General features: G+C 66.6%; 20 protein-coding genes. 9 read left to right on the plus strand and 11 right to left on the minus strand.

The window, feature by feature from the left end:
* Positions 1-9: 9 nt before the first annotated feature.
* A complete protein-coding gene (locus tag JHD80_RS02390; RefSeq protein ID WP_199084768.1) occupies positions 10-642 on the minus strand; it encodes a LysE family translocator in 633 nt (210 codons plus the stop codon).
* 173 nt (positions 643-815) lie between these two features.
* Between JHD80_RS02390 and JHD80_RS02395 the strand changes: the two genes are divergently transcribed.
* Positions 816-1349 carry a GNAT family acetyltransferase gene (locus tag JHD80_RS02395; protein ID WP_199084769.1) on the plus strand — a complete coding sequence of 178 codons (534 nt, stop codon included), beginning with the start codon at positions 816-818 and terminating at the stop codon, positions 1347-1349.
* Positions 1350-1475: 126 nt separating this feature from the next.
* Here the strand turns inward: JHD80_RS02395 and JHD80_RS02400 are convergent, their stop codons facing one another.
* The 3 genes from JHD80_RS02400 to JHD80_RS02410 all read right to left on the minus strand — a co-directional run bounded on the left by JHD80_RS02400 (position 1476) and on the right by JHD80_RS02410 (position 4313).
* Entirely contained in the window at positions 1476-1982 is a 507-nt protein-coding gene (locus JHD80_RS02400) for a DinB family protein (protein ID WP_199084770.1), read from the minus strand.
* A gap of 99 nt (positions 1983-2081) precedes the next feature.
* Positions 2082-3305: an NAD(P)/FAD-dependent oxidoreductase gene (locus tag JHD80_RS02405; RefSeq protein ID WP_199084771.1), complete on the minus strand. Its 1224-nt coding sequence runs from the start codon at positions 3303-3305 to the stop codon at positions 2082-2084.
* 93 nt (positions 3306-3398) lie between these two features.
* A complete protein-coding gene (locus JHD80_RS02410; protein WP_199084772.1) occupies positions 3399-4313 on the minus strand; it encodes a LysR family transcriptional regulator in 915 nt (304 codons plus the stop codon).
* Between the two features lie 151 nt (positions 4314-4464).
* Here JHD80_RS02410 and amaB point away from each other — a divergent pair, with 151 nt between their 5' ends.
* The 4 genes from amaB (at position 4465) to JHD80_RS02430 (ending at position 10273) form a co-directional block, all read left to right on the plus strand.
* Positions 4465-5985, plus strand: coding sequence for an L-piperidine-6-carboxylate dehydrogenase (gene amaB, locus JHD80_RS02415; RefSeq protein WP_199084773.1), 1521 nt, complete (start codon positions 4465-4467; stop codon positions 5983-5985).
* Between the two features lie 126 nt (positions 5986-6111).
* A complete protein-coding gene (locus JHD80_RS02420) occupies positions 6112-7308 on the plus strand; it encodes an acyl-CoA dehydrogenase (protein WP_089176658.1) in 1197 nt (398 codons plus the stop codon).
* A gap of 108 nt (positions 7309-7416) precedes the next feature.
* Positions 7417-8604, plus strand: coding sequence for a CaiB/BaiF CoA transferase family protein (locus tag JHD80_RS02425; protein ID WP_199084774.1), 1188 nt, complete (start codon positions 7417-7419; stop codon positions 8602-8604).
* Positions 8597-10273, plus strand: coding sequence for a thiamine pyrophosphate-binding protein (locus JHD80_RS02430; RefSeq protein WP_199084775.1), 1677 nt, complete (start codon positions 8597-8599; stop codon positions 10271-10273). The genes JHD80_RS02425 and JHD80_RS02430 overlap by 8 nt, the downstream gene beginning before the upstream one ends.
* A gap of 152 nt (positions 10274-10425) precedes the next feature.
* On the opposite strand, the gene JHD80_RS02435 is transcribed toward JHD80_RS02430, so the two are convergent.
* Both JHD80_RS02435 and JHD80_RS02440 read right to left on the minus strand, forming a co-directional pair.
* Positions 10426-10968: a cytochrome b gene (locus JHD80_RS02435; RefSeq protein WP_210339781.1), complete on the minus strand. Its 543-nt coding sequence runs from the start codon at positions 10966-10968 to the stop codon at positions 10426-10428.
* 10 nt (positions 10969-10978) lie between these two features.
* The gene (locus JHD80_RS02440; RefSeq protein ID WP_199084777.1) at positions 10979-11545 is read right to left on the minus strand and encodes a YceI family protein; all 567 of its coding nucleotides are present in this window, start codon (positions 11543-11545) and stop codon (positions 10979-10981) included.
* A 188-nt stretch (positions 11546-11733) separates the two neighbouring features.
* Between JHD80_RS02440 and JHD80_RS02445 the strand changes: the two genes are divergently transcribed.
* Positions 11734-12228 carry a hypothetical protein gene (locus JHD80_RS02445; protein ID WP_199084778.1) on the plus strand — a complete coding sequence of 165 codons (495 nt, stop codon included), beginning with the start codon at positions 11734-11736 and terminating at the stop codon, positions 12226-12228.
* Positions 12229-12290: 62 nt separating this feature from the next.
* On the opposite strand, the gene JHD80_RS02450 is transcribed toward JHD80_RS02445, so the two are convergent.
* From JHD80_RS02450 to JHD80_RS02470, 5 genes are all read right to left on the minus strand, one after another.
* Entirely contained in the window at positions 12291-12890 is a 600-nt protein-coding gene (locus JHD80_RS02450) for an HdeD family acid-resistance protein (RefSeq protein ID WP_199084779.1), read from the minus strand.
* Between the two features lie 143 nt (positions 12891-13033).
* Positions 13034-14002, minus strand: a complete 969-nt coding sequence (tal, locus tag JHD80_RS02455) for a transaldolase (protein WP_199084780.1) — start codon at positions 14000-14002, stop codon at positions 13034-13036.
* 233 nt (positions 14003-14235) lie between these two features.
* Complete coding sequence (locus JHD80_RS02460; RefSeq protein WP_199084781.1) at positions 14236-15072, minus strand: carbohydrate ABC transporter permease; 837 nt, start codon at positions 15070-15072, stop codon at positions 14236-14238.
* Positions 15069-15944 (minus strand): ABC transporter permease subunit, encoded by an 876-nt coding sequence (locus tag JHD80_RS02465; RefSeq protein ID WP_199084798.1) that lies wholly within the window; start codon positions 15942-15944, stop codon positions 15069-15071. The genes JHD80_RS02460 and JHD80_RS02465 overlap by 4 nt, the downstream gene beginning before the upstream one ends.
* Before the next feature lie 119 nt (positions 15945-16063).
* Positions 16064-17446: an ABC transporter substrate-binding protein gene (locus JHD80_RS02470; RefSeq protein ID WP_248311345.1), complete on the minus strand. Its 1383-nt coding sequence runs from the start codon at positions 17444-17446 to the stop codon at positions 16064-16066.
* Between the two features lie 236 nt (positions 17447-17682).
* Between JHD80_RS02470 and JHD80_RS02475 the strand changes: the two genes are divergently transcribed.
* The 3 genes from JHD80_RS02475 to JHD80_RS02485 all read left to right on the plus strand — a co-directional run bounded on the left by JHD80_RS02475 (position 17683) and on the right by JHD80_RS02485 (position 21867).
* The gene (locus JHD80_RS02475; protein ID WP_199084782.1) at positions 17683-18663 is read left to right on the plus strand and encodes an ABC transporter substrate-binding protein; all 981 of its coding nucleotides are present in this window, start codon (positions 17683-17685) and stop codon (positions 18661-18663) included.
* 106 nt (positions 18664-18769) lie between these two features.
* Positions 18770-20497: an ABC transporter permease gene (locus JHD80_RS02480; RefSeq protein ID WP_349237193.1), complete on the plus strand. Its 1728-nt coding sequence runs from the start codon at positions 18770-18772 to the stop codon at positions 20495-20497.
* Positions 20498-20565: 68 nt separating this feature from the next.
* Positions 20566-21867: a GGDEF domain-containing response regulator gene (locus JHD80_RS02485; protein ID WP_199084784.1), complete on the plus strand. Its 1302-nt coding sequence runs from the start codon at positions 20566-20568 to the stop codon at positions 21865-21867.
* Positions 21868-21909: the final 42 nt, after the last annotated feature.

Genomic DNA, 21909 nt, shown 5'->3' on the forward strand with positions numbered 1-21909 from the left:
CCGGATCGGCTAGCGCCGTGCTTCCATCGCCATACGCAGCGCGAAGCCGGCCAGCACCGTGCCCATCAGCCAGCGCTGGACCAGCGACCAGAAGGGCCGCGTCTTCAGGAAGAACGCAATGCTGCCGGCCACCGTCGCGATCAGGGCGTTGACGCTGCCGCTGATCGCGATCTGGACGAAGCCGAGGACGATCGACTGACCCAGCACGTTGCCGGCGGCCGGGTCGATGAACTGGGGCAGGAGCGCCAGATAGAGCATCGCGATCTTCGGGTTGAGCAGGCTGGTCAGGAAGCCCATGGCGAAGAGCTTGCGCGGCCCGTCATGCGGGAGATCGCGGACATGGAAGGGCGAGCGCCCGCCCGGACGCACCGCCTGCCAGGCGAGCCAGAGCAGATAGGCCGCACCGCCGAGCCGGAGCACGTCATAGGCATAGGGCACGGCGAAAAGCAGCGCGGTGATGCCGAAGGCTGCACAGAACATGTAGACGAAGAAGCCGAGGATCACGCCGCCGAGAGAGATCAGGCCGGCGCCCCTGCCCTGCGCGATCGATCGCGAGATCAGGTAGATCATGTTGGGGCCGGGCGTCAGCACCATGCCGAGCGCGATCAGCGAGAAGGTGATGAGGGTCGTCGTCTCGGGCATGCGAAGCGCTCCGGCGGAACTCAGCGCTTGGACCATGGATCGCGAGAACCGGCAATCGGCTGCACGATGGGAGCGGCCATGCAAAGCCCGCCATTCCGGGAGCGCCGGATGCGCCGCCACGGAACCCACCGGCCCACAGGCGGTTGTCGCCTGCAAGCGCATTGGGGGGAAACATGACGCTGTTCAGCCGGCTGCTCTACACCATCATCTCCGTCGCGTTGCTTGGCGCCTCGATCGTGCTGATCGGCGTCGCGGTCTGGCGGACTTCGCAGGGATTCTGGACCGGCGACGGCGCGCTCGACACGATGCTCGACGCGATCGGGCTCGTGATCATCGCGGTCGCCGTCGCCGATGTCGGCAAGTTCCTGTTCGAGGAGGAGGTCGTCGCCGATCGCGAGATGCGCCGCCCGGCCGAGGCGCGGGGATCGCTGACCAAGTTCATGTCGATCATGATCGTGGCGCTCTCGCTGGAATCGCTGGTGCTGATCGCCAAGACCTCGCGCGATACGATGGGCGACGTCGTCTATCCCGGCCTGCTGATGCTGCTCGCCGTGCTGGCGCTGGTCGGGCTCGGCCTATTCCAGAAGCTCAGCCAGAACGCGACGGCGGCCGTGCCGCCGGATCGGGATGAGGGGGAGGAAGACGCGAAAGCTCGGCGCTCGAAAGAACATGCGGTCATGCCCTCTTCGGTCGCGGGAGAGGGCTAGGCGCCCGCCTTGCGTCATTCTCGGGCGTCGCGAAGCGGTGACCCGAGAATCTCGTTCAGGAAGAGGCTCCCGAGCCTCCGTGTCAGGAGATGCTCGGGTCACGCCCGAGCATGACGGCGGTGGCCCTCACCGCACCTCATCGACCAGGAAGAGGTCGGTATCGTCCGGCTTCGCGCCCGCCGCCGTGAGCATGGCGTGGATCTGGCCGCGGTGATGGGTCTGGTGGTTGAAGAAATGCGCGATCACGAAGCCGCGCGGCCTGCCCATCTCGCGGCCGGCCGCGCCCGAATACCAGATCAGCGTGCCGCGCAGCCAATCGGCCGTGACCTTGTCCGCCCAATCGAGAATGAACTGGTCGCGCTGGCGCCGGCGGGCGCAGAACTGCGCCCAGCCCTCGAAATACACAGCCGAATCGCGCCCGCCGACGGAGGGCTTCTCGCTGCCGGCGAGGCGGCTGAGCCAGGTCTCGTCGGCCCAGAGCACATGGTTGAAGGTGCCGTGGATCGACTTGAAGAAGGCGCCGCGATCGAGCTTGCGCGCCTCGTTGGTCAAGCCGTCCGCCGCCGCCATCAGGCTGCGGTTCTGCCAGGCATTGTAGCGGGCCATGGTCTGGACGAAAACGGGATCGACCATGGCGGCCTCCTTAGGCAATCGGTTTAGCGCATTTTCGCTGGCGCGGACCTTCGGTTCTTCACGCGAACCGGTATCCATTGCGCTCGAAAATGCTCTTGGTCAGATGACGTTGGCCTCCATGAGAGGCCTGCCCTCAACGATGCGCTGATGGCCGAGATCGGCAAGATCGAGCGAGCGATAGCGGCCATGCGCGATATGCTCGGCAAGGCCGCGCCCGACCGCCGGCGATTGCTGCAGGCCGTGGCCGGAGAAGCCGTTGGCGAGATAGAGATTGGGCAGGCCGACCGCCGGGCCGATGATCGCGTTATGGTCGAGCCCGCACATGTCGTAGGGGCCGGCCCAGGCGCGGCCAGGCTTGATCTGCTCGAAGGCCGGAATGCGGGTGGCGAGCGAGGGCCAGACCACCTCCTCGAAGAAGCCCCAGTCGACATCCTCGGCCGCAGGATCGGTCTCGATCCATTCGACGTCCTGCTCCGGCGTCAGGGGAGAGCAACTGCCGATGAAGAGCTGGCCTTCCGCCGTGCGCTTGCCCTCCTGCCGGCACCAGGCGCCGGTCGTGTCGATCAGGAGCGGGCAGCCATCGACATCGCCCTTGCAGGTGAAGGTGAAGACATAGCGTTTCATCGATTTCACGGGGATATCGATCCCCGCCGTCGCGGCGAGCTTCGCGCCATGGGTGCCGCTCGCATTGACCACCGCGCCGCAGGCGATGCGGCTGCCATCGGCGAGTTCGACCGCAGTGATCCGACCGCCTTCCGTAACGTAGCGGGCAATCTCACCCTGCCGGTATTCGACGCCGAGGCTGCGCGCCTTCTTGCGAAAGGCCTGGAGCAGCGCCCAGCCGTCGAACCAGCCCTCGCCGCTGACGCCGAAGGTGCCGCAGGCGAGATCCTCGGTATTGAGCCAGGGGAAGCGCTGCTTCAGCGTGGCGGGATCGTAGAGGGCGATATCGGCGCCCTCGGCGGCCTGGAGCTTCTGGTTGGCTTCGAGGATCGGCGCGCCGGCTTCGCTGGCGAGATAGAGATAGCCGCCCTCGTGCAGATCGATAGCGGGCACCTCGCCATCGACAGCGAGGTGCTGGCCGATATTGCGCAGGAAATCGACGCCGAAGAGCGAGATGCGGATGTTCACCGCGCTGGAGAACTGCTGGCGGATCGAGGCGGCCGAGAGCGCAGAGGCGGAGAAGCGATAGGTCGGGTCCTTCTCGAGCACCACGACCTTGCCGGTGAAGCCGGGATCGGCGGCGAGATGATAGGCGACGGAGGAACCGATCGCGGCTCCACCGCAGATCACGACATCGGCGCTTTCGGAGACGGGCGGCATGGCAGGCCTCGCGCAGCCGGCTTCGCTGGGAAAGCCGGGTTGGTGAATTTCGCGCATGAATGAACGAGCGCGAAGCGCTTGTCGAGAGGCGCCTCAGCTCGCCGGGGCGCATTCCCCGAGGAGCCAGTCGCGGAAAGCGATGACCGTCGGCAGATTGGCCTTCTCCTCGGGATAGACGAGATAATAGCCGTCCTTGCCCGTCACCGGCCGGTCGATCGGGATGACCAGCGAGCCGGAGCGCAATTCCTCCTCGACCAGGAAGCGCGGCACGATGGCGAGCCCGAGCCCCGCCACCGCCGCCTGCGCGATCATGGCGAATTGCTCGAAGCGCGGCCCCATCAGGGCCCGCTCGGGCGCCAATCCCTGCTGTTCCAGCCAGTTCGCCCACGCGCGCGGCCGGGTCGATTGCTGCAATAGCGGTGCGCGCAGCATGTCTGCCGCTTCCGTGATCCCAACGCGCGCCAGCAGGGAGGGCGCGGCCACGGGCACGACCTCCTCACCCATCAGGCGATGGAGCCGTGCGCCCGGCCAGTTCTCCGCACCGAAATGCACGGCGGCATCGACCTGCTCGCGGGCGAAATCGAACGGTACCAGCCGCGTGGTGAAATTGATGGTGATGCCGGGATGCGCCTCGGTGAAGCGCGGCAGGCGCGGGATCAGCCAGCGCGTGCCGAAGGTCGGCAAGGTCGCGAGATTGAGCACGCCGGCCGCGCCGCGAAACGCCATCGCGGAGACGGTCGCGGCCGCGAGCCGGGACAGGCCGTCGCGGATGTCGTTGGCATAGGCCGCGCCCGCCGCCGTCAGGCTGACGCGCTTCTTGACGCGCTCGAACAGGCTGACGCCAAGCCCCTTTTCGAGATGCGCGACCTGCCGGCTGACCGCGCCCTGCGTCAGGTTCAGCTCCTCCGCCGCGCGCGTGAAGCTGCCATGCCGGGCCGCGGCCTCGAAGGCGGCGAGCGCGGAGAGCGAGGGCACCGACAAGCGGCCGGGAACGAGGGCATCATCCATGATAAAATCTCATCAAGTGGTGAGAACATATCGGTTGCCGTCGCGCCATGAAAGAGGGCATTCTGCCGGCCTCAAGCGCGGCGGCCTCCGGTTCCCGCGCTTTTACGTCATGCGCCCTTGGGCACCCGCTCGCGACCGCTGGAAGACAAAGATGGCCACATCCCTGCCGAAAGACACGCTCGCCCTGCTCAAGCGCCTCGGCGTCTCCGAGAGCGCCTATGCCGATGCCGGCCTTTCGGCCCGCTCGCCGATCACCGGCGAGACCGTGACCACGCTGCGCGAGACCACTCCGGGCGAAGCAGAGGCCGCGATCGGCCGGGCCCAATCCGCCTATCTCGCCTGGCGCAAGGTGCCGGCGCCGCGCCGCGGCGAGTTCGTCCGCCTGCTCGGCGAGGAGCTGCGCGCCGCCAAGACCGATCTCGGCCTGCTGGTGACGCTCGAAGCCGGCAAGGTCACCTCCGAGGGCCTCGGCGAGGTCCAGGAGATGATCGACATCTGCGACTTCGCAGTCGGCCTGTCGCGCCAGCTCTACGGCCTGACCGTCGCGACCGAGCGCCCGAACCATCGCATGATGGAGACCTGGCACCCGATCGGCATCTGCGGCGTGATCTCGGCCTTCAACTTCCCGGTCGCGGTCTGGTCGTGGAACGCGGCGCTGGCCTTCGTCTGCGGCGACAGCGTGGTCTGGAAGCCCTCCGAGAAGACCCCGCTCACCGCCCTGGCCGTGCAGGCCATCGTCGAGAAGACGATGAAGCGCTTCGGCCCCGAGGCCCCGATCGGCCTCTCCGAGGTCCTGATCGGCGGCCGCGAGCTCGGCGACATCCTCGTCCAGGACCATCGCGTCCCGGTCGTCTCGGCCACCGGCTCGACCCGCATGGGCAAGGAAGTCGGCCAGAAGCTGGCGGCTCGCTTCGCCCGCGCCATCCTGGAGCTCGGCGGCAACAATGCCGCGATCGTCGCTCCCTCGGCGGATCTCGACATCGCGCTGCGCGGCATCGCCTTCGCGGCGATGGGCACCGCCGGCCAGCGCTGCACCACGTTGCGCCGCCTGATCGTGCATGAAAGCGTCTATGACGCGCTCGTGCCGAAGCTCGCCAAGGTCTACGGCTCGGTGAAGATCGGCGATCCCCGCGAGGCCGGCGTTCTGGTCGGCCCGCTGGTCGACGAGGCCGCCTATCAAGGCATGCAGAAGGCGCTCTCCGAGGCCAAGGCCGAGGGCGGCAAAGTCCATGGCGGCGAGAAGGTCGATGTCGGCGCGGGCGGCTTCTACGTCCGTCCGGCGCTGGTCGAGATGCCCAAGCAGTGCGGCCCGGTCGAGCGCGAGACCTTCGCGCCGATCCTCTATGTGATGAAGTACAAGTCCATCGACGAGGCGATCTCGATCCAGAATGCGGTCGGCGCCGGCCTGTCCTCCTCGATCTTCACGCTGAACATGCGCGAAGCCGAGCTCTTCGTCTCGGACGAGGGTTCCGACTGCGGCATCGCCAACGTCAATATCGGCCCGTCGGGCGCCGAGATCGGCGGGGCGTTCGGCGGCGAGAAGGAGACGGGCGGCGGCCGCGAGGCCGGGTCGGACGCCTGGAAGGCCTATATGCGCCGCGCCACCAACACCGTGAACTACGGCACCACGCTGCCGCTGGCGCAGGGCGTCAGCTTCGACGTGGATGCGTGATCACTAAGACCCGTCATTCTCGGGCGTAGCGAAGCGCAGACCCGAGAATCTCACAACCAGTAGCTGGTTTCCGAGATGGTCGGGTCAAGCCCGACCATGACGCAAACGACACGGGAGAGACAGAAAATGGCCGGCAGCCACAAGCTCGCGAAGTTCACCTGGGACGATGCCTATCTGCTCGACGAGCAGTTGAACGAGGACGAGCGGCTGATCCGCGACACGGCCCGCGCCTATGCGCAGGAGAAGCTCGCACCGCGCATCCATGACGCCTATCTCGACGAGAAGACCGACCGTTCGATCTTCAACGAAATGGGCGAGCTCGGCCTGCTCGGCGTCACCGTCCCCGAGGAGTATGGCTGCGCCGGCGCCAACTACGTCTCCTACGGGCTCGTCGCCCGCGAGGTCGAGCGCATCGACTCGGGCTATCGCTCGATGATGTCGGTGCAGTCCTCCCTCGTGATGTTCCCGATCTATGCCTATGGCAGCGAGGAACAGCGCAAGAAGTACCTGCCGAAGCTCGGCTCGGGCGAATGGGTCGGCTGCTTCGGCCTGACCGAGCCGGATGCCGGCTCCGATCCGGGCGGCATGAAGACCCGCGCCGAGAAGGTCGCCGACGGCTATAAGCTGACGGGATCCAAGATGTGGATCTCGAACTCGCCGATCGCCGACGTCTTCGTCGTCTGGGCGAAATCGGCCGCGCACGACAACCAGATCCGCGGCTTCATCCTCGAAAAGGGCATGAAGGGTCTCTCGGCGCCGAAGATCGGCGGCAAGCTCTCGTTGCGCGCCTCGATCACCGGCGAGGTCGTCATGGACGGCGTCATCGTTCCCGAAGAGAACCTGCTGCCGAACGTCTCGGGCCTGTCGGGTCCGTTCGGCTGCCTCAACCGCGCCCGCTACGGCATCTCCTGGGGCGTGATGGGCGCCGCCGAGGATTGCTTCCACCGCGCCCGCCAGTACGGGCTCGACCGCAAGCAGTTCAACAAACCGCTGGCCCAGACGCAGCTCTACCAGAAGAAGCTAGCGGACATGCTGACCGAGATCACGCTCGGCCTGCAGGGTTCGCTGCGCGTCGGGCGCCTGCTCGACGACGGCAAGATGGCTCCGGAGATGATCTCGCTGGTCAAGCGCAACAATTGCGGCAAGGCGCTCGACATCGCCCGCCAGGCCCGCGACATGCATGGCGGCAACGGCATCCAGATCGAGTACCAGGTGATGCGCCACGCCGCGAACCTCGAGACGGTGAACACCTATGAGGGCACGCATGACGTCCACGCGCTGATCCTCGGCCGGGCGATCACCGGCCTGCAGGCGTTCTTCTGAGCATCGTCAGCCGTCATGCCCGAGCTTGACCCGGGCATCTCGTCCCACGCGAACCTCCCCGGAGATGGTCGGGTCAAGCCCGACCATGACGCCCGAGTCGAACCCGCCATGACGACCTCCCCCCTCGCCGGCCTGCGCGTCCTGGAACTGGCGCGCATCCTCGCAGGTCCCTGGATCGGCCAGCTCCTGGCCGATCTCGGCGCCGATGTCGTCAAGGTCGAGGCGCCCGAGGGCGACGACACCCGCAAATGGGGTCCCCCCTTCGTCGAGGGCACGGGCGACGAGCATCTCTCCGCTGCCTATTTCCACGCCGCCAATCGCGGCAAGCGTTCGATCACGGCCGATTTCCGCACGGCCGAGGGGCAGGCGCTGGTCCGGCGTCTCGCCGCCCATGCCGATGTCGTCATCGAGAACTTCAAGGTCGGCGGCCTCTCGAAATACGGGCTCGACGCGGCCTCGCTGCGCAAGGAGTTCCCGCGCCTCGTCTATTGCTCGGTCACCGGCTTCGGGCAGGACGGCCCCTACGCGCCGCGCGCCGGCTACGACTTCCTCGTCCAGGGCATGGGCGGGGCGATGTCGATCACCGGCGAGCCGGCGGGCGCACCCATGAAGGCGGGCTACGCCGTCGCCGACATCTATACCGGGCTCTACGCCACGGTCGGCATCCTCTCGGCGCTCCGCCAGCGCGACGCGACCGGCGAGGGCGCGACGCTCGATCTCGCCCTGCTCGATTCGCAGGTCGCCGTGCTCGGCAACCAGGCGATGAACTATCTGGTCGGCGGCAATCCGCCGCCGCGGCTCGGCAACGCCCATCCGAACATCGTGCCCTATGACGTGTTCCCGGTCGCGGACGGCCATATCATCATCGCAACCGGCAATGACGGGCAGTGGCGTAAGCTCTGCGAGGTGCTCGGCGAGCCGGCTCTGGCCGACCATCCCGACTATCTCGACAACAAGTCGCGCGTGAAGAACCGCGTCGCGCTGACGGAGCGTCTGCACCTGCTCTGCCAGCGCTATGCCAAGCTCGATCTGCTGGCCGCGCTGGAGAAGGTCGGCGTGCCCGCCGGCCCGATCAACGATATCGCCGAGGTCTTCGCCGATCCGCAGATCGTCGCCCGCGGCGTCAGGGTCGACCTGCCGAGCGAGGCCGCCAAGGCTGGCAGCATTCCGACCATCGCCTCGCCGATCGTCATGAACGGCGTGCGGCAGGTGGCAGGACGTCCGAGCCCACGGCTCGGCGAACATGCCGACGACATCTTGAACGACCCGGCCTGGGGAGGGCCGCAGCATGGCTAATCGCACTGGCGGGCAAATCCTCGTCGACCAGCTTCTGATCCACGGCGCCACCGACGCCTTCTGCGTGCCGGGCGAGAGCTATCTCGCCGTGCTCGACGCGCTGCACGACGCCTCGATGAAGGTCACCATCTGCCGGGCCGAGGGCGGTGCCTGCATGATGGCCGAGGCCGCCGGCAAGCTCACCGGCAGGCCCGGCATCTGCTTCGTGACGCGCGGCCCCGGCGCCACCAACGCCTCGCCCGGCGTCCATATCGCCGACCAGGATTCGACGCCGCTGATCCTCTTCGTCGGCCAGATCGACGGCAGCATGCGCGAGCGCGAGGCCTTCCAGGAGCTGGACTACCGCGCCGTCTTCGGCACCATGACGAAATGGGCGACCGAGATCGACGATGCCGCGCGCATCCCGGAGATCATCAGCCGCGCCTTCCATGTCGCGACCTCCGGCCGCCCCGGCCCGGTCGTGATCGCGCTGCCCGAGGACGTGCTGACCGACCTCGCGGATGTTGCCGATGCCGAGCCCTATCAGGTGACGGAGCAGCACCCCGCCCCGGCGCAGATGGCCGATCTCGCTAGGCGCTTCGCTGCAGCCAAGTCGCCGATCGCGATTCTCGGCGGCTCGCGCTGGAGCCCGGAAGCGATCGCCGACTTCCAGGCCTTCGCCGAGCGTTTCGACCTGCCGGTCGCGGTCTCGTTCCGCCGGCAGATGCTGTTCCCGGCCGACCATCCGAATTTCGCCGGCGATCTCGGCATCGGCCCGAACCCGAAGCTGCTCGCCCGCATCAAGGAGAGCGACCTCGTCCTGCTGGTCGGCGGGCGCCTCTCGGAGATGCCGAGCCAGTCCTACACCCTGTTCGGCATTCCCAATCCAGGCCGGCCGCTGGTGCATGTCCATGCCGACCCGGAAGAGCTCGGCCGGGTCTATCGCCCGACGCTCGCGATCAACGCCTCGCCGGCCGGCTTCTGCGCCGCGCTCAAGACGATCGAGCCGCCGAAGTCTCCCGCCTGGAAGGGCGCCGGCGCGGCCGCCCATGAAGCCTATATCGCCTGGAGCGAGCAGCCGGCGCCCGTGCCCGGCGAATTCCATCCCGGCGAGATGGTGCGCTGGCTGCGCAGCCAGCTGCCTGACGACGCCATCCTCTGCAATGGCGCCGGCAATTACGCGACCTGGGTGCACCGCTTCCACCGCTTCAACAAGTTCGCGACGCAGCTCGCCCCGACCTGCGGCTCGATGGGCTATGGCGTGCCGGCCGCGATCGGCGCCAAGCGGCTCTTCCCGGAGCGCACCGTCATCGCCTTTGCGGGCGACGGCTGCTTCCTGATGAACGGCCAGGATTTCGCGACGGCCGTGCAATACGACCTGCCCGTCATCGTCGTCGTGGTCGATAACGGCATGTACGGCACGATCCGCATGCATCAGGAGCGCGAATATCCAGGGCGCGTCTCGGCGACGACGCTGAAGAACCCGGATTTCGCGGCTTATGCCAAGGCCTTCGGCGGCCATGGCGAGCGCGTCGAGAAGACCGAAGAGTTCGCGCCGGCCTTCGAGCGTGCGGTGAAGAGCGGCAAGCCCGCGATCATCCACTGCCTGCTCGATCCCGAGGCGATCACCCCGGCGAAGTCGCTCTCGACGATCCGTGCCGAGGCTTTCGCGGCGCAGAAAAAAGACTGAGGGGCACCGGATTTCCTCGGAACATCGCCGTCATCCCGGGCTTGACCCGGGATCCATCGGAGGGCTCTGGAGCTCCATGATGGATCCGGGATCTGCGTGGCTCCGCCGCTTGTCCGGGATGACGCCGCGTTTCTCTTACGCATCGCCCTGCCCTACGGCCTGCCGAACCACATCCGCTGTATCAGCCCGTCCCTGAGGACGAACTGGTGCAGCAGGGCCGCGCCGGCATGGATGAAAGCGAGCGCGGCCATGATGTCGAACAGCATCGCATGAGCCCGCAGCATCGCGTCATAGACGGCCTGGTCCGGCCCGATCGGATGCGGCACGGAAAACAGCCCGAAGAACAGCGTCGGGATCTGGATCGGCGCAGCTGCCGCCATCAGGAAGCCGGTGACCGGCAACGCCAGCAGGCAGAGATAAAGCCCGCCTTGGACGGTTTCGGCCGCGATCCGCTGCCAGCACGGCATCGGGACCGGCCTGGGCGCCTCGAGCAGGCGCCGGGCCGCGAGCCGCAACAGGACGAGCCCGGCGAGCGTCAGGCCGAAGGACTTGTGCCACTGATAAAGCGCGAAGCGGGAGAGCAGGTCGCGCGTCTCGTCGCCCATCAGGCGGGAGAGCCCGTATTGCACGGCTATCAGCACCACCGTCAGCCAATGCAGCAGGACCAGAAGCGGATGCCAATTGCGGGGGCGCATCATCGGTACGCTAGCGCGCAATCACGCCCTTGATGGCAATCTCGACCTGATCGTCGACGATATTGACCTCGCGGCCGATCCCGAAGGCCGCGCGGGAGAAGCTGGCATTGGCATGGAAGGGGAGATTGCCGCCCGCTCCCAGCGCTGCGGGATCGCCTTCGGCCACGGCGTCGACGGTCACAGGCTGCGATGCCCCGCGTATGGTGAGCTCGCCCATGATCGAGAGGCTGCGTTCGCCGGTGCGGGCGACCTGCTGCGACACGAAGCTTGCGACGGGATAGCGCGCGACATCCAGCATCGTCTGCCCCTTGATGAAGCCGTCGACGAGATCGGCGCCGGTGCGCAGCGACGCGGTCTGGATCGTCATGCGGATTCGGCTGCGCTCGGGCCGGTCGAAATCGAGCGTGACGGTACCGTCGACAGCGCCGAAACGGCCGCTCGCCGTCTGTATACCGAAATGGCGGGCGATGAAGGAGACTTCCCCGCCCCCCTTTGACAGAGACCAGTTGTCCTGCGCGACCGCTGAAACGGGGAGCAGCCCCAGGAGGGCCGCGACAAGCAGCGCACGCATCGTCATGGCATGGCTCCTCGGCAGCCGGATCACCGGCATCCTAGGCCGAGATGCCTGGTCGCCGGCAGGGGCGGACACGCAGTTGTGAGGATGCCAGAGGATCGCGCGAAAGATTCTTAACCGCTTTCGTGAACCCGGATCGAACCTTTCGCGACCACTCGTCGTTGGTAAGGCGACGAGATGGAGGCGAGGCGATGACGCGGTCAGGAATGATGCGATGGGCGGTGGCCGCAGCGCTTGCCTGCGCGGCTGCGCCGAGCGCCCAGGCGGCCGGCTTCTTCGACGATCTCGCCCGCGCCTTCTTCGGCGGCGGGCCGCGCCTGAGGGCTTCTCCAATCTACGAATATGACGATGAGCCGCGCGTGCGCGCGCCGCGTGCCAAGGCGCCCGAGGCTTCCTCGAAGCCAAAGCCGCCCGTGGTCCAGCTCGATCCCCAGAGCGACAAGCAGTGGTATCTCAAGGATCCGACGCTGCGGCGCGGCGACATCGTCGTCACCGCCGGCGGCGTGCTGGTCTATCAGGGCCGCGACGCCGATGCGGCACGCCCGGCCGATTTCGTCGCGCTCGGGGGCAGCGATTCCAAGGGCTGGAAACAGCAATTGCAGACGGCCGCCGCCGGCGGCAGGGCGCGCTTCGGCAATCTCAGCACGCCCGCCAAGGCAGCCGTGACTGCCGAAGCCGTCGAGTAAGGCTCGCTCTTCGCATTTTCTTCACGCGAACCGGTTCCCACGTCGCTCGAAAATGCTTGGCTTCAGCGCGGCTTCACGCCATCGAAGGTTGAGCGGATCGCGCGCGCCAGCGCGATCGCCGCCCAGCCTTGGAAGATCAGTTCGATCGCCAGGAAGGTGCCGAGCACCCACAAGCTGGACGCCGGCCATTGCGCCAGGATCATGCCGCCGAGCAGCAGCGATAGCGCGCCCGAGAAGGCGATCCAGCCCCAGGCAGGCAATTCCCGGTTCTGGAAGGCGACTACGAGGCGCAGCACGCCGGTCGCAACCAGCGCCGCGCCCGCCAGCAATGTCAGCGAGGCGGTGGCGAGCAGCGGATTGGCGAAGGTCATCAGGCCGATTGCGATATAGAGAGCGCCGATGAGGATATGCAGCAGGCGGCTCTTCCAGCCTTGATGCCTGAAGGCATCGACCAGCACGACGATACCGCCGACCAGGATCATCGCGCCGAACCAGATCGCGCTGGCGAGGCTGAGCATCGTCACGGCGCCAAGGCCGAGAATGCCGAGAATGACGAGGGCGATGCCCGCCGCCATCAGCCAACCGGAATTGCGGCGGAGCGGGACGAGATGCGTGGCGAGCGAGGAGCCATGGCGGGGCGAGGTTTCTGCAGGCGTGCTCATGACCGACTCCAGTTGGGCGGGCCGCGACAGCCGGGGCGGCCTCGTCAGGACATCGATCCATCAGAGGCCTGCCCGAGGCCCGCGTCAATGATCTGCCGCAAAGCGGCAGATCAGGCCACGCTGCCGCTCAGCCGCAAATCGCCTCAGCCCAGCTTCGCGGCGACGAGCTTGCGCAGGCCGCGCAGGTCCTTGACGAAGCCGCGGATGCCCTCCGCCAGCTTCTCGGTCCCCATCGCATCCTCGTTCATGGCGAAGCGGAAGGCCTTCTCGTCGAAGCCGAGCTTCCTGCTGACGCCCCCTTCCATTTGCGGCGAGGCGGCCGGCGAGAGGCGGCGCGGCAGGTCGCCGGTCGCGGCGGCGAGCTCGTCGAGCAGGCCCGGCCCGATCGTCAGGCGGTCGCAACCGGCCAAGGCCTCGATCTCGCCGGTGTTGCGGAAGGATGCGCCCATCACGACCGTCTTGATGCCGAAGGCCTTGTAATAGGCATAGATGCTCTTGACGGAGACGACGCCGGGATCGGTTTCGGCGGTGTAGGGGCCGCCGCCTGCCTTGACGTGCCAGTCGAGGATGCGGCCGACGAAGGGCGAGATCAGGAAGGCGTTCGCCTCGGCCGCCGCAACCGCCTGCGGCAGCGCGAAGAGCAGGGTCAGGTTGCAGTCGATGCCCTCGCCCTGCAGCACCTTGGCGGCCTGCAGGCCTTCCCAGGTCGAGGCGATCTTGATGAGGATGCGGTCCTTCTCGACGCCGCGCTCCGTGTAGGCGGCGATGACGGCGCGCGCCTTCTCGATGGTCGCTGCCGTGTCGAAGGAGAGATCGGCATCGACCTCGGTCGAGACGCGGCCGGGGACGATCTTGGTCAGTTCCGTGCCGAAGTTTACCGCGAGGCGGTCGCAGACGGCATGGACCGCCTTCTCGCCGCCGCCCTGCTTCTTGCCCCAGCCGATCGCCTCGTCGACGAGACCGCTGTAGGCCGGCGTCTCCACCGCCTTGAGGATCAGGGTCGGGTTCGTCGTGCAGTCGACAGGCTTCAGGCGGCGCACGGCCTCGATATCGCCGGTGTCGGCGACGACGGTGGTCATCTGGCGGAGCTGGTCGAGCTTGGAGGCGGTCATCGGTCTATCCTCGGCAATTCTTCTTGTCGTAACGCATTCAGTGTGACGCCTGTTCATCGCCATTGCGAGAGCGATGAAGCAATCCGGCCATGCGGCGAGCTGACGCCGCCTGAAGCCGCACGTCATGCTCAGGCTTGACCCGGGCATCTCTTGGAGGAGAAGAGCGCCCTTTCCGGCCTGAGATTCTCGGGTCGAAGCTGCGCTTCGCCCGAGAATGACGCGCGCCGCCAGCCTCAGCTCTTCACCGCGCCCGAGGTCAGGCCGCCGACCATGTTCTTGCGGAACAGGTAGTAGATCGCCGCCGGCGGGATGGCATAGAGCAAGCCGGCCGCCATCAGCAGGTTCCAGGGCGCATCGTCGGCCGAGAGGAAGAGGCCGAGGCCCACTGCGAGCGGCACCGCCTTCTCCGAGGACAGCAGCAGGAAAGCGTAGAGATACTCGTTCCAGGCGAGCAGCAGGGCGTAGATGCCGATCACCACCATCGAGGGCTTCATCAGCGGCAGATAGACCAGCCGGAAGAGCTGGATCGAGGTGGCGCCGTCCATCACCGCGGCCTCGTCGAGCTCCTTCGGCAATTTGTCGGAGGCCTGTTTCAGCACCCAGATCGCATAGGGCGAGGCGAGCGCGACCATCGCCAGGATCAGCGAGGCCTGCGTGTTGAGCAGGCCGTAGGAGCCCATCGCCTTGTACATCGGGATCGCCAGGAAGGCCGCCGGGATCAGGTAGGTCGCCAGCGCCAGGTTCATGATCGTGCGCCCGCCCTTCACCTTGAGGCGCGCGATGGCGAAGGCCGCGAAGGTCGCGACGAAGAGTGTGATCAGCCCCGTCGCCACCGCGATGAAGAAGCTGTTGAACATCTGCCGCCAGAAATTGTGCAGGTAGTAGTGCTGCTGGGCGAAGACGATCTGGAAGTTCTGCAGCGTCGGCTTGTCCGGCCAGAGCTTGCCGGCCAGCATCGATTCCTGGTTGGAGATCGAGAGCACGAAGAGGTGGTAGATCGGCAGCAGCGTCCAGAGCAGGACGGGCACGGCGACCAGCAGCAGCTTGCCTTCGTCTAGGAGCTTTCTCATGCGTCGGCTCCCTTCGACAGGCGCTTCACCATCACGAAGACCATCGGCAGGATCAGCGGCATCGCGACGATGATCGAGGCGATGCCGAGATCGAGATTGTTGTTGCGCATGTAGCGGATGCCGAGCGTCGCCAGCACATGGTTGAGATCGCCCGGCCCGCCGCCGGTGAGCAAGTAGACGCTGTTGAAGTCGCCCAGCGTCCAGATCATCGAGAGCATGGTCGAGGTGACGTAGAGCGTCGCCAGCGACGGCCAGGTGATGAAGCGGAACTGCTGCCAGCGATTGGCGCCGTCGACGCTGGCGGCCTCGTAGAGGTCGGCCGCGATGGCGAGCCGGCCGGTGATCAGGATCAGCGTCCAGAACGGCAGCGACTTCCAGATATGGACGAAGATCGAGGAGATGAAGGCGAGCTTGGGATCGGTGAGCCAGCCCGGTCCCTCCATGATGCCGAACCACTGGAAGAGCTGCTGGTTCAGCATGCCGTTCTCGGGGTTCAGCATCACCCGGAAGGACAGGATGGTGGGGATCGACGGCACCGCCCAGGGCAGGATGAACAGCACCAGGACGATGCGGATCCAGGGCCGCTGCTGGACGAAGAAGCCGGAGAGCCCGAGCGCGATCAGGAATTTCAGGTTCACCGCGACGAACAGGAAGATGATCGTGTTGACGACGGTGCGGAAGAAGATCGGGTCGGCGAAGAGCGCCCGATAGGAATTCCAGTTGAGGCCGAGCCAGAGGCCGTAAGCCACCGGGTAGACCACCATGACGGCGAAGACGAGCACATAGGGCGCCAGCATGATCGCTCCCCACATCGCGCGGTCTCGCGTGAACCCCGATGCGTCATCGCGCGGCGCCGCCAGCGGCGCGGTCATGGTGGCTGTGCTCATGGACTCTCCGGTTTTGTCAGAGGCTTTTTGTCACCCTGTGAAAGATACGCCGCGGCAATCCTTGCCGCGGCGGGTCGTTGACGCAAGCGCAATGAAGGCGCGTGTCAGCCGGCGATCTGCTTGATGCGGGCGATCATCTCGTCCACGGCCTGCTCGGCCGGGATCTTGTCCTGGACGACGCGATTCACGGCCTTGGCCCAGACGTTCTCGGCGTTCACGGTCGTGAAATTGTAGTTGTAGACGAACTGGAACGGCACGGTGCCGTCCTTGTACTGCTTGTAGACGACCGCGCGGTGCGGATCCTTGCCGTCGGACCAGAACGGCGCGTCGATCGCCTTGAGCGTCGTCGGCACCCAGCGGCCGGCCGAGCCTTCGACGAAGGGCCGCAGGTTCTCGTCCTTCATGAAGAAGGCCATGAATTCCTTGGCGCGCTTCTTGTTCTTGGCGTCCGCGAAGATCACCGCGGTCTTCACGGCGGCGAGATTGGTCATCTTGCTGCCGTCCGCCTTGAGCGGGAACTCGGCGGTGCGGATATTGTCCTCGTAGTTCTTCTTGGCCTGCGCCCGCTGCTCGGCAGTGAGCGCCGGGTTGTTCATGTCGTCCATGTGCTTGCCGGCGATCGAGATCGTGGCGTTGTGCGTCATCACCGTCGTGCGGTTATGGAAGGCGACGTTGTTGTCGGGATCGAGCCAGTTCACCGAGGAGGGCGGCGTGCAGCCGCGCTGGAAGATGTTGGCATAGGACTTCACCGCCTCGACCATCGCCTTCTTGTTCTCGGGCTGGTCGAGCACGATCTTGCCGTTCTCGTCGACGACCTTGGCGTTATAGGCGTTGGCGAAGGTCAGGAACGAGTAGAAGGTGTCGGACGCGGCGATGCCCATCGGATGGCCGATGCCATAGATGCGCTTGCCCTTGGCGCGCATCGCGCCCTGGACCTTGTCGCACCAGAAATCCCAGTAGCCGTCCCAGGTCTTCGGGATGTCGGCCTCCTTGAAGCCGGCCTCCTCCAGCATGTCCTTCCAGTAGGTGATGTGCATCATCTGCTGCTCGACCGGGAAGGCATAGTATGACTTCTTGCCGGCCTTGCCGTTCATCAGGAAGGTGGTCGAGAGCGCCATCGGCTGGATGTCGCCCTTGAGCGGATCGAGCACGTCCGAGACGTCCTCAAGCTTGCCGTCATATGCCCATTTGCCGGTGGTGCGGAAATCATAGGTGGTGCAGAAGCCGACATCCGGCGGCGTACCGGCATCGACAGCGCCGACCGATTTCGTGACGCAATCCTCGGTCGCGTAGAGCGAGAGTTCGACCTTGACGCCCGTCGCCTTCTGGAATTTGTCGACGACCGCGAGCAGCGCGTCGTCCTCGCCCTTGTAGAAGCCCTTGGTGAACCAGGCCGTCAGCGTCTCCTGCGCCATGGCGGCGCCGGACCAGCCTGCGAGCACCGCCGCGACAGCCGTCCCCATGGCGAAATGCCGAACCAGCTTCATCGAATATCCTCCCATCTAAACCGTTTTAAAGCGACCTTATGATCGTCTTGCCGCGACCCTAGTCGAAAATCCCCGTTCAAAACAAGCCGGCGGAATCTCGCCAAATAGTATTTTTAATTCCAGGGTATGCAACGCGCCCACGGCGTGGAAATGAAGACCGGTTTCATGGAACTGTCATGTGACAGGACTACCGGCAGCGCCAACTCGCAGCCGCGATCACGAGACGGAGTTTTCAGATGCAGCGCACGGCCCTGAGCGCCTTCATCATTGCCGCCGGCCTCGCGGCTGCGTCGCAAGCCTTCGCCGTCGAAGGCAAGCTGGTGCTCTATACCAGCCAGCCCAATACCGACGCCCAGCAGACGATCGACGCCTTCAAGGCGAAATACCCCAAGGTCGATGTCTCCTTCGTGCGCGACGGCACGCCGCGCGTGATGGCGAAGCTGAAAGCCGAGTTCGAGGCCGGTGCCCCGCAGGCGGACGTGCTGCTGATCGCCGATGCGGTGACGATGGAGGGCCTCAAGAAGGAGGGCCGCCTTCTTGCCCATGACAAGGCGGATGTCGGCGCCTATCCGGCCGGCATCCACGATCCCCAGAAGATGTGGTTCGCGACCAAGCTGATCACCACCGGCATCGTCTACAACACCCGGGCGGCGATGAAGCCCGCGAGCTGGGCCGACCTCACCAAGCCGGAAGCCAAGAACCAGTTGGCGATGCCGAGCCCGCTGAACTCGGGCGCCGCGCTGATCCACACGATCACGCTCACCAGCAATCTCGGCGACGGCTGGGGCTTCTACGAGAAGCTCAAGGAGAACGGCACGCTCGCCGCCGGCGCCAATGGCGACATCCTGCGCCAGGTCGCCACCGGCGAGAAGCTCTACGGCATGATCGTCGACTTCATGCCGATCCGCGAGAAGGCCAAGGGCGCGCCGGTCGAGTTCGTCTTCCCGAGCGAGGGCGTCTCCGCCGTCAGCGAGCCCGTCGCCATCCTGAAGACCACCCGGAATCCGGACGCCGCCAAGGCCTTCATCGATTTCCTGCTCTCCGCCGAGGGCCAGGCGCTCGCGCTGAAGCAGGGCTATGTCGCCGCCCATCCCGACGTCGCCCTGCCGGCCGGCTATCCCGCCCGCAGCGCGATCAAGCTGATGGCCTTCGACGCCGCCAAGGCGCTCGCCGAGGAAACCGCCGCCCGCAAGCGCTTCAGTGCGATCTTCGAGTAAGAGCCCCTAAAAAAAACCCGGAGGTCTCGATGGGTTTTGTTGGAGGCTCCAAGGCCGCTTCCATGCTAAGCGCGCCAGCGCAATGACGCTGGCCATCGACCGAAACGTGAAGCGGGGGCCCACCCCGGCCGCCCCGCCCCTGCCCCCGCTGCGGCTGCCGGACGGCTGGGGCCTGCCGGCGCTCGTCGTCGCGGTCGCGCTCATCCTCGGCGGCTTGCCCCTCTTCCGGCTGGTCGTGGCCGCCTTCGCACCCGGCTGGCGCTTCGCGCCGCGCGAAGCCTTCACCGAGATGACGAGCCGGGCGGCCCTCACCGCGAGTTGGCATACGCTGGAAACCGCGAGCCTCTCGGCCCTCGGCGCGCTCCTCGTCGGCGGCATCGTCGCGCTGGCGCTCGGCGTCACCGATGTCAGAGGCAAGCGCCCGCTCGCCTTCGCCTTCGTCTTCTCGATGATGATCGCGCCGCAAATCGCGGCGCTGGCCTTCCTGAGCCTGCTCGCGCCGAACTCGCAGATCCTCGCGCTGATCGGCCTCGCGCCGCCGCCGGGCACGCCGAACCCGCTTCTGGGCCGCGGCGGCATCATCCTCGTCATGGCGATGCACCATGCGCCGCTGGTCGCGATCACGCTCTGGACCGGCCTGCGCAGCATCCCGCAATCGCTGGTCGAGGCGGCCCAGATGGAAGGCGCCGCGCCCATGACCATCACCACCCGGATCATCATTCCGGTGCTGAGGCCGCAGATCATCGCGGCAGGCCTGATCGCCTTCGTCGCGGGCGTCGGCAATTTCGGCATCCCCGCGCTGCTCGGCCTGCCGGTCAATTACCTGACGCTGCCGACGCTCATCTATCGCCGGCTGTCGAGCTTCGGGCCGTCGAGCCTCGGCGAGACCGCGGCTCTCGCCGTGCTGGTCGGTGTCGTCGCCGCGCTCGGCGTCGCCGCGAGCGCTCTCGCCGCACGGGGGCAGCGCGGCAAGGTCGAGATCGAACGGCCGCTGGAGGCCTATTGGCTGCTCGGGCCGGCCCGCCCCTTCGCCGCCGCGGGCCTGTGGTTGCTGCTCGTCCTGAAGCTCGGGCTGCCGCTGCTCGCCCTGTTGAGCGAAGCACTGACGCCGGCGCTCGGCGTGCCGCTCTCCTGGCAGACGCTGACCTTCGACAAGTTCAGTGAGGTTTTGCTGCGCCAGGCCGCGACGATACGCGCCTTCCGCAACTCGCTGCTCTTCGCCGGCAGCGCCGCACTGATCCTCGCCGCCCTCGCCATCGTCTTCGCCTATGGGCTGGAACGGCGGCTCGGCAAGATCAGGCGCGCCGTCGAGCTGATGATCGAATTGCCCTATGCCTTGCCCGGCATCGTGCTGGCCATCGCCTGCATCCTGATCTTCCTGAAGCCGCTGCCGCTGATCGGCATCAGCATCTACGGCACGCCCTTCATCATCCTCTTCGCCTATCTCGCCCGCTTCCTGCCGCTGGCGCTGAAGGCGCCGGTCGCCGCCATGGCACAGATCGAGGCGCATCACGAGGATGCCGCGAAGCTCGACGGCGCCAGCCTCATGCAGATGCTGCGCTTCGTCATCGCGCCGATCCTGGCGCCGGCGGCAGCCGTCTCGGCGCTGATGGTCTTCCTCGTCGCCTTCAACGAGCTCACCGTCTCGGCCCTGCTCTGGTCCTCCGGCACGGAGACGCTCGGCGTCGTGCTGTTCAGCCTCAAGGAAGCGGGCCTCGCGGGCGAGGCTGCGGCCGTGGCGATCAGCGCCTGCGCCGTCATCCTCGTCGTCATGCTGGCGCTCGACCTGATCGGCCGCAACCGGCAGCACAACATCCTGCCTTGGCAGATTTGACGGCCCAGGCACGGGTCCGCCAGGCAGATGTGACGGAAAATTAAACTTGCGGGCGCCCTAGATGGAGCATGGGTGCCCATCAGACACTACAGGCCAGGCCAGAGCCCGTACCGGACGACCGCAAGATCCTCGTCATCGAGGATTCCCGAACCTTCTCGCTCGCGCTGCGGCAGCTCCTCCAGGCCGAGACCGGGCTGCCGGTGACGACCTGCGCTTCACTGAAAGAGGTCAGCGATCTCATCGTCGCAGCGCCCGGCGCCTATGCCATCGCCGTGGTCGACCTCAACCTGCCCGACGCGCCGCGCGGCGAGGCGCTCGACTGGACCGTGACGCACGGCATCCCCTCGGTCGTGTTCACCGCGACCTTCGATCTCGCCACCCGCGGGCGGATCATGGAGCGGGAGGTCATCGATTACGTCCTCAAGGACAACGAGTTCGCGCTTCCCAATATCGTCGGCACGGTCAAGCGGGCGCTGAACAACCGCAACACCCGCATCCTCGTGGTCGACGACACCCGTACGACCCGCAAGGTCCTCGCGCGCATGCTGTCGATCCAGCAATATGCCGTGGTCGAGGCCGGGTCCGGGCAGGAAGCGCTCGCGATCCTGGAGAGCAACCCCGATATCCAGCTCGTGGTCAGCGACTATTACATGCCCGACATGGACGGGTTCGAGCTGGCGCGGCGCATCCGCCGGCATCATCCGGCCGTGCGCGTCCTCGGCATCTCCTCCTCGACCGACCGGCAGACCTCGGCGGGCTTCCTCAAGGCCGGCGCGCATGATTTCGTTTCGCGCCCCTTCGTGCTGGAGGAGCTGCAATGCCGCATCGCCTCCAATGTCGAGGTGCTGGACCAACTCCGGCAATTGCAGGATCTCGCGGCGCGGGACTTCCTCACCGGCCTGTTCAACCGCCGCCATTTCTTCGCGCGCGGCCGGCAGCTTGTCTGCGAGGCCCGCGAGATGGGCCTGCCGATCTCGGTCGCCATTCTCGACATCGATCATTTCAAGCGGCTCAACGACCGCCACGGCCATGACGGCGGCGACAAGGCGCTGACGGCCGTCGCCAGGATACTCGGTGCCACGGCGGAGCGCGGTTTCAACCTGCTCGCCCGGATCGGCGGCGAGGAATTCGCCATCATCTTCCCCGGCGCCGATCTCGCCGAGGCCGAGCGCCTGTGCGGCGACATCCGCGCGGCCATCGCCGGCACGCCGCTCGTCATCAACGGGGAAACCCTGCCACTCACGGTCTCGATCGGCGTCGCCGCGCTCGCGCCCGACGCCATGCTCGAAACCTGCCTCGGCCAGGCGGACGAGGCGCTCTATGTCGCCAAGCAGGACGGGCGCGACAAGGTTCGCACCGCTGCTGCCTGAGTCAGGGCAAGCCGCCTCTCGGCGAAGCGGCTTGCCTTTGGG

The organism is Allobosea sp. ASV33 (assembly GCF_016428755.1).
GTDB lineage: Bacteria > Pseudomonadota > Alphaproteobacteria > Rhizobiales > Beijerinckiaceae > Allobosea.